The organism is Streptomyces sp. NPDC102270 (assembly GCF_044766405.1).
In the GTDB taxonomy this organism is placed as follows: Bacteria; Actinomycetota; Actinomycetes; order Streptomycetales; family Streptomycetaceae; genus Streptomyces.
Map to the genome: position 1 here is coordinate 157,701 of NZ_JBIWLX010000002.1, position 11,502 is coordinate 169,202.

Consider the following 11,502-nt stretch of genomic DNA (forward strand, 5'->3'; position numbering starts at 1 on the left):
CCGCAAGATTGAGAGAATCGTTGTACGCCGGAAACGCCCCGAATCCCCTCAACCAGCTCTCCGGTCCGGCTCCAGCCGCAGGTCGATCCACTCGTCGCTCTCGCCGTCCAGCACATACCGGTCGACCTCGACGAACCCGCGCGCTTGCGCGAACCGCGTCCCGTCCCCATTGACGGCCAGCACACATGTCTCGATCACCCGGGCGCCGAGCACACGCGCATGATCAAGACCCTTCTCGTAGAGAGCCGTCCCGAAACCCCGTCCCCGGTACTCGGGCAGCACGCGCGCGATGACGGTCGCCACGGCGTCGTCCCCGTCCGGCGGCCGTACGGTCGAGCACCCCACGAGCGTGTCCCCGAGACAGGCGTTCTCCAGCCGGTACCGCCCGGCACGCGCGCGTGCTGCTTCGGCGCTCATGGCGGCCGGCGGAACGATCACGTTGTGCACATACCGCCACTGCTCGAGCATGCCGTCCCCGACGACGGGCTCGATCCGCAGGTCAGTCACGGCCGCCACTCCCCTTCCGCGCCTCCACCTCTGTCTCGATCTTCATCCGGGGATCGGCGAGGCCGCACACGAGCATCGTGGCGGCCGGCCGGACCTCGCCGAAGCGGCGGCGCAGGACCGGCCAGCAGGGCTCGAAGTCCTCCCGCTCAGGCAGCAGACAGCGCACCCGCACCACGTCATCGAAGGTGCACCCCGCCTCGGCCAGCGCGGCCCCGATGTTCCGCAGACACTGCTCGGCCTGCTCCACCACGTCGTCCGAGATCGTCATCGCGGCATAGTCGAACCCGGTCGTCCCGGACACATGCACCCGGTCCCCGTCGACCACGGCCCGCGCGTACCCGATCTGCTCCTCGAAGGGGGAGCAACTCATGATCACTCGTCGCGTTGCCATTCACGAAACGCTAATCCCTGTCAGACTTTTGGTACGCCACGGGGGATCTCGTGAGTGCCAAGGTTCCGACTGGCAACTGGGCTGGCACATGGACCGGCCGCATCTCCGTCCGAGCCAACGGTCAGCACAGTCTCACCACGTCAGCGGGCCGATTCAACGTCCGTCATCGGAATCTGCGGCTCGTGCAGAGAGGTGACGGGTACGGCTACAGCAGCCGACCGGAACCCCCAGGAGAACTTTGTGGAAAACCTGTTGATCGGAGGGCTCGCCCCTTCTTAGGGTGTGGAGCACCGAGGAAGGGAGGTGGTTCGGAGCATGTATGCATACCGGACGTCGGAGGTGGCTGCGGGCTAGCGCCCGTCACCCACTGAGTGCGGTGCCGGACCAGCGTGTACGAGATGCACGCAGCCGGCCAATTCAACGCAGTCACCCGACCCGCGAGCTCGCCGGTACGTCCGGCCGGCTCCCTCGCCGCCAGGCGGAGGGACCAGAGCTCGCGGGTCGTCTGCGTTCCGCTACTGCCGGTAGAAAATCCGGTCTCCGTACTCCTCGAACACCCGCTCGTTCCACTCCAGGCCGCCGTCCACGTTCCCCGAGCGCAGCAGCGGCGGCTCGATGCCCCGTTCCGTCAGTGCGCCCGCCGCCGTCGCCATCACGGCCTGGAGCAGGGCCGAGGTCACGACCGTGGAGGCCGGGGCGAAGGGGGCCGGGATGGTGTCCAGGGAGAGTTCCGCGTCGCCCGGGGCGATCTTGGAGTCGAGGACGACGTCGCAGTGGTCCTTGAGGAAGGTGCCGGAGCTGTGGCGGGGCTTCGTCTCCGTCGTGTAGGCGACCGACGTGACGCCGATGACCTTCACGCCGAGGGAGCGCGCGGTCAGGGCCATCTCCACGGGGAGCGTGTTGCGGCCGGAGAGGGAGATGATCACCAGGGCGTCGCCGTCGCGGAGGGGCGAGCAGTGCAGGACGGCGCTCGCGAGGCCGTCGACGCGTTCCAGGGCCGAGCCCAGGGTCGCCGGCATGACGTCGACGCCCACGACCCCCGGCACGGTCAGCAGGTTCATCAGCGCGAGTCCGCCGGCCCGGTAGACGAGGTCCTGGGCGGCGAGCGAGGAGTGTCCGGCGCCGAAGGCGAAGAGGCGGCCGCCGGCGGCGACGGTGTCGGCGAGGAGCTCACCGGCGGCCGCGACGGACTCGGCCTCCTCGTCGCGGACCCGTTGCAGCAGCCCGATCGCGGCGTCGAAGAACTGCCCGGACAGCTTGCCGTCACCGCTCGCGGAGCCCGTCCCGCCCATGCGTCACCCAACCCTTCGTCGCTGTGTCGCGGATCACCGTGCGGTCTGGACCAGTGGGATGTCAATACGGCCGCGCGCGTGCTCGTAACCGCCCGGTTTCACCGGCGCGGCACGCTTGTCAGCGGCATCCGGCAGAATTGAGGCCAGGGCCAGCGCACACACCGGGAAGCTGTCGTGCTTCCGGCAGATCTCATCAAGGGGCACGTATGTCCGGACTGATCGACACCACGGAGATGTATCTCCGCACCATCCTCGAGCTGGAGGAGGAAGGTGTGGTCCCCATGCGTGCCCGGATCGCCGAGCGGCTCGACCAGAGCGGGCCGACCGTCAGCCAGACCGTGGCGCGGATGGAGCGCGACGGGCTGGTGTCGGTCGCCAGTGACCGGCACCTGGAGCTGACGGACGAGGGCCGGCGGCTGGCCACCCGGGTGATGCGCAAGCACCGGCTCGCGGAGTGTCTGCTCGTCGACGTGATCGGCCTGGAGTGGGAGCAGGTCCACGCGGAGGCGTGTCGCTGGGAGCATGTGATGAGCGAGGCGGTGGAGCGCCGGGTGCTGGAGCTGCTGCGCCACCCCACCGAGTCGCCGTACGGCAACCCGATCCCCGGTCTGGAGGAGCTGGGCGAGAAGGACGGCCCCCACCCGTTCCTGGACGAGGGCATGGTGTCGCTGGCCGAGCTGGACCCGGGTCTCGACGGCAAGACGGTCGTCGTACGCCGTATCGGCGAGCCGATCCAGACGGACGCGCAGCTGATGTACACGCTGCGTCGGGCGGGGGTGCAGCCCGGTTCGGTGGTGAGCGTGACCGAGTCGCCCGGCGGGGTGCTGGTGGGCAGTGGCGGCGAGGCCGCCGAGCTGGAGTCGGACGTCGCCTCGCACGTGTTCGTTGCCAAGCGCTGATCCGTCGGAGGCTCAATTGCCTGGGGCTGTGCGGCAGTTGTGGCTTTGCTTGGTCTCCTGCTGGGTCTCGTGCCCGGGCTCGTCCCGGGTCTCGTCGATCCGAGATTCCCTGCGCGGAATCGCAGCGCTTCGACGCTCGTCGTGCGAGGCTGTCGCGTGAGGCATATGACCTGAGGGGGGCGGGCGGATGTGCCGTGGACGTGGGGGTGGCCCCGGCGCCTTTCGGTGCCGGGGCCGGTCCTCCCCTGTGCTGACCCGGAGCCCCGAGCTCCCAGGGTCATTCCCCTCGGACCGATGTCCCCGAGCGGTCCGCCTCCCGCTGAAGATCTCCCCTCGGTGGCGGCGATCATTCCTCGAGCGGGGTCACTCGAACGAGGGGTGTTACCGCCCGAGGCGCCATTTTCGAATGGGTATTCGATAATCTGCGAGTGACGGGACGCGCGGGACGTGCGCTGCAGGATGTAGGGCAGACGCAGAGATATTCGGCAGGCAACGGCAGGCAGGCAGGACAGGCACGGCAGTCAGGACACGGTTCACAGGGCGGCCCGCGCGGGGAGCGGGCGGTCCGGGCGGAGCTAGGGGGGTGCCAATGGCGCGGCGCATCGACGTGACCGGGGCGGGCGGCGTACGTCTTGCGGCCTGGGAGTTCGGGGACCCTCCCAAGACCGACCCGGAGAAACGATCACCCGGGGTGCTGTTACTCCACGGCCTGATGGGCCGTGCCTCGCACTGGGCGTCCACCGCCCGCTGGCTCTCCGAGCGCTACCGGGCCGTCGCGCTCGACCAGCGCGGTCACGGCCGGAGCGACAAGCCCCCTCGGGCCGCCTTTACCCGTGACGCGTACGTCGAGGACGCCGAGGCCGCCCTCGAACAGCTCGGCCTCGCCCCCGTCGTCCTCATCGGCCATGCCATGGGCGCCCTGACCGCCTGGCAGCTCGCCGCCCGCCGGCCCGACCTGGTGCGCGGGGTGATCATCTGCGACATGCGGGCCTCCGCCCTCGGTGCCGCCTCGCAGCGGGAGTGGGGCGAGTGGTTCAAGGCCTGGCCCGTCCCCTTCGCCACGCTGGCCGACGTACGCAAGTGGTTCGGCGAGGACGATCCCTGGGTGGAGCGGCCCAACCCGGCGCGCGGCGAGTTCTACGCCGAGGTGATGGCCGAGTCCCCCGACGGCTGGCGCCCGGTCTTCGAGCCCGAGCAGATGCTGTCCTCCCGCGAGACCTGGGTCTACGACGCCCACTGGGAGGAACTGACCCAGGTCAGGTGCCCCGCCCTGGTCGTCCGCGGCCTCGACGGCGAACTGGGCCGTGCCGAGGCCCAGGAGATGGTCCGCGTCCTGCCCCGCGGCGAGTACGCCGAGGTGGTCGACGCCGGCCACCTCGTCCACTACGACCAGCCGGAGGCCTGGCGGGCAGCCATAGAGCCCTTCCTGGACGGCCTGGAGACCCAGGACGAAGACCCCGGCACGTGACGTCGACGCCCTCGCGGTGGCGTGCCGGCACCTCCGCGTGCCGGGACCTCCCACGGGCCTGTGCCTTGGCACGGCTCCGCGTGACCCCGGCGAGGGCAGCGACTGACGACCCACGCGCCCCGGCCGTGGCTTCGGGTGCCCGGGGGCGCCCCAGGTCATGGCTTCAACGTCCGGCGCATCCCCGCCACGGTGTTCCACGCCCTGCGCATCCCCCGCCACGGCTCCCACAGCCGACGTGACCGCCCGCCCCGTCTACCGCCACCCCAGCCCCCGCAGGAACTTGGCCGCCCGCCCCCTCTACGGCCACCCCAGCCCCCGCAGGAACCTGGCCGCCCGCCCCCTCTACGGCCACCCCGCCCTCCGCCTCACCCCTTGCTGACCGCCCCCAAGATCTCCGGCAGCCGGCGTGCCGTTCGTGGGGCCGCCAGGTGTAGGCCGGCCAGTGTGATCGCGGTGCCGTACACCGCGCCGACCGGGAGCAGTACCCAGTTCCAGTCGTCGCCGTTCGCGCTGAGGCGGGCCCAGAGGGTCAGGGCGATCACGGGGGCGCACAGCAGCGCGGCCGAGACCATTCCGCCGACGACGGCTGCGGCGGCGAGGCCGGACTGTCCCGGGGCCACGTTCTTGTAGCCCTCCTGCGGAATCGAGTACGGGAAGCGCGCCGACGTCCACGCCCCGGTCGCCAGCATCGCCCCGAGCAGCGCGAAGGACAGGCCGAGGACCTCGGGCAGCATCGGCCAGTCGCCGATCAGCGCGGTCGTCAGAACCGTGACGAGCGTGGCGTACGGCAAGGTGATCACCAGCAGTGCCAGCGCACGCGCGCGTAGTTCGACGTAGGCGTCCCGCGTGGAGGAGATCGTCATCGCGACCATCCAGAACGCCGAGGTGTCCTGCCCGAACTGGTTGTACATCTGCACGCCGAGCATGCCCGCGGCGAAGCACGCGAAATAGATGGACCCCGTGCCCTGCACCGCGTTGAAGACCGGCACGATCAGCCCGATGGCCAGCGAGGTCACCCAGGCGGCCTTGGTCTTGGGGTCGCGCCACACGTAGCGCAGGCTGCGTTCCATGACCGTGCCCGTGCGGCCCGCCGGGAGCAGCCGGGCGAGTCCCGTCGAGTTCCGCTCCCGCGCGGCCCCCGCGGCGGAGGGGAGCGTGGAGCCGTCCGGGGAAGTCATCAGCCGGGTCAGGTGGCGGGACCAGAGGGCGAGCAGGCCCGCCAATGCTGCCGCGGAGAGGGCGAGTTGGAGTACCGCGACCCCGTACGCCCCCTCGCTTGCCGAGTCGACGGCCCCGATCGCCGACGCGGGCGGCAGCCACTTCAACACCGCCGCCGGACCGTCCAGTTGGCCGAGGCCGCCCGAACCGAGCCGCTGCGCGCCGAAGTTCACCACCTGCGCGCCGACGGCGATGACGAGCCCGCTCAGCACCGCCAGATCGCGGCCCTTGCGGCTGGTCAGCAGGCGGATGTTGGCGACGGCGACGGCCCGCGCGAGCGCCACGCAGACCAGCAGCGCGAGCACGACACCGAGTACGGAGAAGACGTATGCCATCGCACCGTGCGCGACCGAGACGACGGAACCGACGAGCAGGCAGAGGGTGAACACCGGCCCGATGCCGATCAGGGAGGCGACCAGGAGCGCCCGCACCAGGGGCCGGGGTCGCAACGGCAGCATCACCAGGCGGGTGGGGTCGAGGGTCTCGTCGCCGCCGGGGAAGAACAGCGGCATCACGGCCCAGCCGACCGCCAGCACGGCGACCAGCGGGACGACGACGGATCCGGCGTGCTCGTCGCCGCGCAGGGCGATGAGACCGAGCAGCTGAAGGACGGAGAAGAGGAGTACGGCGATGGCCGAGGCGATGTAGGCGGCGCGTCGGCCGCCGGACTGCCGCAGCCCGTTCCTGAGCAGCGACAGCTTCAGCCGTACGACGACCGGGGTGATGTCCGCGGTCATCGGGCTCCGCCGCCCAGCCAGTCGAGGTTCGCCCCGGCGTCCTGGCCCTGGGCGCCCACGAGTTCGAGGAAGGCGCGCTGCAGCGACAGAGCGTCGCCGCGCACCTCGGCGAGTGGCCCGTGGGCGCGGATGCGGCCGGCGGCCATGACGGCCACCCAGTCGCACAGGGACTCCACGAGCTCCATCACGTGCGAGGAGAAGACGACGGTGGCGCCGGAGGCGGTGTACCGCTCCAGCACGCCTCGGATGATCTGTGCGGAGACGGGGTCGACGCCCTCGAACGGCTCGTCGAGGAAGAGCACTTCGGGGTTGTGGAGCAGGGCGGCCGCGAGCCCGATCTTCTTCCGCATCCCGGTCGAGTAGTCGACGACCAGCTTGTGCTGGGCCCCCGCGAGATCGAGCACGTCGAGCAGCTGAGCGGCCCGCCGGTCGACCTCGGCCCCGGGCAGCCCCCGCAACCGTCCGGAGTAGGCGAGCAGTTCGCGCCCCGACAGCCGTTCGAACAGGCGCAGGCCCTCGGGCAGGACGCCGATCCGCGCCTTCACGGCCACCGGGTCCCGCCACACGTCGTGGCCGACGACGGAGACGGTCCCCTCATCGGGCCGCAGCAGCCCGGTCACCATGGAGAGAGTGGTGGTCTTCCCGGCCCCGTTCGGGCCGACTAGACCGATGAACTTGCCCGCGGGGAGTTCCAGATCGATCCCGGCAACGGCCACTTGCTGCCCGAACCGCTTCCAGAGCCCACGCACACTCACAGCCGACGTCATGGACGCCAACCTTACGGGCGCATGTCACCGGTCCCGGCCGCAGGCATAGGCGAGCGGCGAGATCAGTTCCTCGGCATCCGGCAGCCAGCGGTTGGCGGGCGTCGGACGGCAGGCCCACTGCACGGCACCGGACGACCCGTACCGAGTGGGGGGAGCCGCCACGTACGCCCCCTCGCCGAGCGCGACGAGATCGAGCGACGACGGGGTCCAGCCGAGCTTGCGCACCAGCTCGGGCAGCTTCACCGAGGCCCCCGGCAGCACGAAGAACTGCATCCGGCGATCCGGCGTCAAGGTCACAGGGCCCAGCGTCAACTCCATGCGCTCCATGCGCGCGAGGGCGAGAAACCCGGCCGTCTCGGCGACGGAGATCGCGTCGAACGTCCGCCCCGTCGGCAGCAGGATGGACGCGGCCGGCTGCTTCTGCCACATCCGGCGCGCGACCGTCGCACTGCCGGTGGCCAGCGTCGCCCAGTCCTCCCGGGAGGGGTGGGCGCCGGGTGCGGCGCACGTGGTGTCACCGCAGGAGCACCGCTGCACCCCGTCGACGGCTTCGAGCCAGGTGCCGGGGAAGACGTCCCAGTGGCGCTCCTCGGCGTAGCGTACGGCTGTGTCCAGCAGCGATTCACCGCGCTGCTTCGGAATCTGAGCGGCTTCGGTACCTGCGATCGTCTCTTCCACGCTGAACACAACTCCCGCACCCACCTCGGGTTACGGCCGTGCCGCGCGCGGGGGCAGCGCATCGATTCCGCACCTGGGGCGCATGGATGCATGTGTGGGGGCGCAGAGGAGGAACCTCGGCGTGAGCTGGGTAGCCACGTGTGGGGTCGGTACGAGTCTTCACCCCGGCAATCCTCGCAAGCCTCGCATTTTCGACACGTCGGCGGGGCATTGATCTTCACGGCCGGAACTTTTCGGTGGAAGACACGTCAACTCGGTGCGTGGGCAGGCACCGCAGCCACAGGGGGTACGCCATGGCCGCAAGGCCTCTCGTCGCGCGGCAGCCGAACGAACGGCTGCAGGCGCTCATCCAGGAGGCGGGGTGCTCGAACGCCGGGCTCGCCCGCAGGGTCAACATGTGCGGCGCCGAGCACGGCCTCGACCTGCGCTACGACAAGACGTCCGTGGCCCGTTGGCTGCGTGGACAGCAGCCGCGGGGCAGGGCGCCCGCGATCATCGCGGAGGCCCTCGGGCGCAAACTCGGCCGTACGGTCACGATCGACGAGATCGGCATGGCCAACGGCAAGAACCTCGCCTCCGGCGTCGGGCTCCAGTTCTCGCCGACGGTACTGGGCGCCATCGAGCAGGTGTGTGAGCTGTGGCGCAGTGACGTGGGCCGCCGGGACTTCCTGTCCGGCTCCTCGGTCGCCGCGTCCGCGCTGGTGGAGCCGAGCCGTGACTGGCTGATCTCCTCGCCCGACTCGCAGGTGGCGCGCCAGGCGGGCCCGCGCGTGGGGCAGTCCGACGTGGCGGCCGTGCGCGCGATGACCCAGGCGCTCGTCGACCTCGACCACCAGTACGGCAGCGGGCATGTGCGCCCGGTCGTCGTGCACTACCTCAACAGCGTGGTCTCCGGGCTGCTCGCGGGGTCGTACCGGGAGGCGACCGGGCGTGAACTGTTCGCCGCTGTCGCGCGGTTGACCGAGCTGGCCGGATACATGGCGATCGACACCGGGCAACCGGGCCTCGCCCAGCGGTACTACATCCAGGCGCTGCGGCTCGCGCAGGCCGCGGGCGACCGCGGATACGGCGGCTATGTGCTCGCCGCGTCCATGAGCCACCTCGCCGCGCAGCTCGGGAACCCCCGGGAGATCGCCCAGTTGGCGCGGGCGGCGCAGGAGGGGGCGCGGGGGCGGGTGACACCGCGCGCGGAGGCGATGTTCTACGCGGCGGAGGCCCGTGGGCACGCGCTCATGGGCGACGCGCGGGCCACCCAGGCGGCCTCCGGACGGGCCGTGCACGCCCTGGAGGCGGCGGACCCCTCCTCCGGTGACGACCCGGCGTGGATCGCGCACTTCGACGAGGCCTATCTGGCCGACGAGTTGGCCCACTGCCACCGTGACCTCGGCCAGGCCGACGCGGCGGCGCGGTGCGCGCAGGAGTCCCTGGACGGGCTCCCCGAGAACAAGGCACGCCGGCGGGCCATCGGTCTGGTCCTGCTCGCCTCCGCGCAGGTGCAGCAGCGCGAGATCGAGCAGGCCTGCAGCACCGGCCTGAAAGCGGTGGAGTTGCTGGAGACCCTGCGCTCCAACCGGGGCGCGGAGTATCTCGACGACTTCCAGCAGCGCCTGGAACCGTTCCGGGACGAGCCCGTCGTCAGGGAGTTCGGGGCCCGGCTGGATCTTCAGGCGGCCGCGTAATTTGTTACTGCGGTCACAGGGGCGCAGGTCACGTCCTGTGCTACGTGGCACCGGGCTCGGAGGACCCGGTAGCGTGAGCCGACGATTCCGAAGTTCCCCCATAAGTAGGAGTCCCGGTGACGCAGAGTGGACAGGGCGAGCAGCCCTCGGCGCGCGAAGCGCGCGAAGGCATCGTGCTGCCCTCCGACGGCGGGGAACCCCTGCTGCCGGGACAGACGGGTGGACACGGCGGTCCGCAGTCCGGCTACGGGCCTCCGCAGCAGGGCGACCCCCAGCAGCAGGGCGGCTACGGAAGTCCTCCGCAGGCGGCCGGACCCGGCCCGGCCGCCGACGCCGGCTACGCCCAGCCGCCCGGTGGCCAGGCATGGGGCAACCCGTGGGGGCCCGGCCGGCAGCAGGACCAGGCGCAGCAGCCGGACCAGGCCTACCAGCCGCAGGCCCAGGACTGGTCGCAGCCGCCCGCCCAGACCTGGGGGACACCCCAGCAGCAGCCCGGCGGCATACCGCCCCAAGCCCAGCCGCAGTCCCAGGCTCAGCCGCAGTCCCAGCCGCTGCCCCCGCAGCAGGGCCAGGTCGCGCCCTACGAGACCCCCGGCGCCGGCGCACCGCAGCAGCAGGCCACGCCGGGCTACAACACCGACGAGCCGACCTCCTACTACCTGCCGCCCGTCGGCCAGCCCCTCCCGTCGGCCCCCGGCACACCCGCCTCCGCGCCCCTGCCGCCCGCCGACGAAGGCGCCACCCAGTTCATCCCGCCGGTCGCAGCGGCCCCCGGCTCCCCCGAGGGAGCCACCCAGTACCTCCCGCCCGTGCGCCCCGGCGCGCTGCCGCCCGAGGTGTCCGCCGAGGCGGCGCGGTTCCCGGGCCAGTACTCGCAGGCCCCGTACGGCGCTCCCACCGGCCCCGACGCCGAGGCCACGCAGTTCATCGCGCCCGTGCCCGGACAGGCCCCCGGCGCGTCCTACGGCGGGGACCGGCAGCCGCCCTCCGACTTCGACAACCTCTTCCGCGGCGGGCCGGGCGGTGACGGTGGGGCCGACGCCACGCAGCAGATGCCCCGCTTCGGCCGGCCCGAGTCCGTACCGCCCGCGTACGGGGCCCAGCAACCGTCGTACGGGGCCCAGCAGCCGTCGTACGGGGCCCAGCAGCCGTCGTACGGCGCCCAGCCGCCGTACGGGCCGTCGGGCGGTGACCTCTACGACGACGCTGACCGAGGTGGCCGCAGGCGCTCACGGGTGCCGGTCATCGCCGCCGTGGGCATCGGGATCGTCGTCCTCGGCATCGGGGCGGGCGCGCTGCTCGCCGGAGGCGGGAGCGGTGACGGCGGTGACAAGAACCAGACCGTGTCGGCTTCGGCCCCCGCGACAGACGGGTCCTCCGCGCCGGCCGCCGACCCTGCGAAGGCGCAGGCCGTCGAGCTGGACAAGCTGCTCGCCGACAGCGGCAACAGCCGTTCCTCGGTGATCAGCGCGGTGGCGAACGTGAAGTCCTGCAAGAACCTCGGCCAGGCGGCCACGGACCTGCGGAACGCCGCGTCCCAGCGCACCGGCCTGGTGACCCGGCTCAAGACGCTCGAGGTCGACCGGCTGCCGAACCACGCCGAGCTGACCGACGCCCTCACCAAGGCCTGGCAGGCGTCCGCGTCCGCCGACAGCCACTACGCCGCCTGGGCCGACCAGGCCGGCGGGAAGAAGGGCTGCAAGAAGGGCCAGGCCCGCACCACGGGCCAGACCCAGGCCGGCAACCGGGACAGCGGCACCGCCAGCACCGCGAAGGCCGAGGCGGCCCGGCTGTGGAACGCGATCGCCACGAAGTACAGCCTGACCGAGCGCACGGCCACCCAGCTGTGAGCGGTCCGCGGGGGCG

At 71.8% G+C, this 11,502-nt stretch carries 10 protein-coding genes; 4 read left to right on the plus strand and 6 right to left on the minus strand.

The features are described 5' to 3' along the window. Window positions 1–48: 48 nt before the first annotated feature. The 3 genes from ACIRP7_RS03620 to ACIRP7_RS03630 form a co-directional block, all read right to left on the minus strand. Window positions 49–468, minus strand: coding sequence for a GNAT family N-acetyltransferase (locus tag ACIRP7_RS03620; protein WP_403654226.1), 420 nt, complete (start codon window positions 466–468; stop codon window positions 49–51). A 31-nt stretch (window positions 469–499) separates the two neighbouring features. Beyond that, window positions 500–898 (minus strand): RidA family protein, encoded by a 399-nt coding sequence (locus tag ACIRP7_RS03625; RefSeq protein ID WP_403653388.1) that lies wholly within the window; start codon window positions 896–898, stop codon window positions 500–502. A 515-nt stretch (window positions 899–1,413) separates the two neighbouring features. Continuing rightward, window positions 1,414–2,190, minus strand: coding sequence for an SIS domain-containing protein (locus ACIRP7_RS03630; protein ID WP_403653391.1), 777 nt, complete (start codon window positions 2,188–2,190; stop codon window positions 1,414–1,416). 206 nt (window positions 2,191–2,396) lie between these two features. Here ACIRP7_RS03630 and ACIRP7_RS03635 point away from each other — a divergent pair, with 206 nt between their 5' ends. Both ACIRP7_RS03635 and ACIRP7_RS03640 read left to right on the plus strand, forming a co-directional pair. Beyond that, on the plus strand, window positions 2,397–3,089 hold the full coding sequence (locus tag ACIRP7_RS03635; protein WP_007382808.1) for a metal-dependent transcriptional regulator: 693 nt from the start codon (window positions 2,397–2,399) through the stop codon (window positions 3,087–3,089). 589 nt (window positions 3,090–3,678) lie between these two features. Continuing rightward, window positions 3,679–4,557 (plus strand): alpha/beta fold hydrolase, encoded by an 879-nt coding sequence (locus ACIRP7_RS03640; protein ID WP_403653394.1) that lies wholly within the window; start codon window positions 3,679–3,681, stop codon window positions 4,555–4,557. Between the two features lie 365 nt (window positions 4,558–4,922). Here ACIRP7_RS03640 and ACIRP7_RS03645 read toward each other — a convergent pair whose 3' ends face one another. From ACIRP7_RS03645 to ACIRP7_RS03655, 3 genes are read right to left on the minus strand one after another with little or no spacing between them, the layout of a single operon-like run. After that, window positions 4,923–6,512, minus strand: a complete 1,590-nt coding sequence (locus ACIRP7_RS03645) for a transporter (RefSeq protein ID WP_403653397.1) — start codon at window positions 6,510–6,512, stop codon at window positions 4,923–4,925. Beyond that, window positions 6,509–7,279 (minus strand): ABC transporter ATP-binding protein, encoded by a 771-nt coding sequence (locus ACIRP7_RS03650; protein ID WP_403653400.1) that lies wholly within the window; start codon window positions 7,277–7,279, stop codon window positions 6,509–6,511. The genes ACIRP7_RS03645 and ACIRP7_RS03650 overlap by 4 nt, the downstream gene beginning before the upstream one ends. Window positions 7,280–7,303: 24 nt before the next feature. Further along, window positions 7,304–7,966, minus strand: a complete 663-nt coding sequence (locus tag ACIRP7_RS03655) for a bifunctional DNA primase/polymerase (protein ID WP_403653402.1) — start codon at window positions 7,964–7,966, stop codon at window positions 7,304–7,306. A gap of 284 nt (window positions 7,967–8,250) precedes the next feature. On the opposite strand from ACIRP7_RS03655, the gene ACIRP7_RS03660 reads away from it, so the two are divergent. Together ACIRP7_RS03660 and ACIRP7_RS03665 are read left to right on the plus strand one after the other, a co-directional pair. Next, complete coding sequence (locus ACIRP7_RS03660; protein ID WP_403653405.1) at window positions 8,251–9,636, plus strand: transcriptional regulator; 1,386 nt, start codon at window positions 8,251–8,253, stop codon at window positions 9,634–9,636. A gap of 116 nt (window positions 9,637–9,752) precedes the next feature. Next, entirely contained in the window at window positions 9,753–11,486 is a 1,734-nt protein-coding gene (locus tag ACIRP7_RS03665) for a hypothetical protein (protein WP_403653408.1), read from the plus strand. Window positions 11,487–11,502: the final 16 nt, after the last annotated feature.

Coding starts and splice junctions, on each gene's coding strand:
- ACIRP7_RS03620 (WP_403654226.1), bottom strand. CDS start 468: ATGCTCGAGCAGTGGCGGTATGTGCACAACGTGATCGTTCCGCCGGCC.
- ACIRP7_RS03625 (WP_403653388.1), bottom strand. CDS start 898: ATGGCAACGCGACGAGTGATCATGAGTTGCTCCCCCTTCGAGGAGCAG.
- ACIRP7_RS03630 (WP_403653391.1), bottom strand. CDS start 2,190: ATGGGCGGGACGGGCTCCGCGAGCGGTGACGGCAAGCTGTCCGGGCAG.
- ACIRP7_RS03635 (WP_007382808.1), top strand. CDS start 2,397: ATGTCCGGACTGATCGACACCACGGAGATGTATCTCCGCACCATCCTC.
- ACIRP7_RS03640 (WP_403653394.1), top strand. CDS start 3,679: ATGGCGCGGCGCATCGACGTGACCGGGGCGGGCGGCGTACGTCTTGCG.
- ACIRP7_RS03645 (WP_403653397.1), bottom strand. CDS start 6,512: ATGACCGCGGACATCACCCCGGTCGTCGTACGGCTGAAGCTGTCGCTG.
- ACIRP7_RS03650 (WP_403653400.1), bottom strand. CDS start 7,279: ATGACGTCGGCTGTGAGTGTGCGTGGGCTCTGGAAGCGGTTCGGGCAG.
- ACIRP7_RS03660 (WP_403653405.1), top strand. CDS start 8,251: ATGGCCGCAAGGCCTCTCGTCGCGCGGCAGCCGAACGAACGGCTGCAG.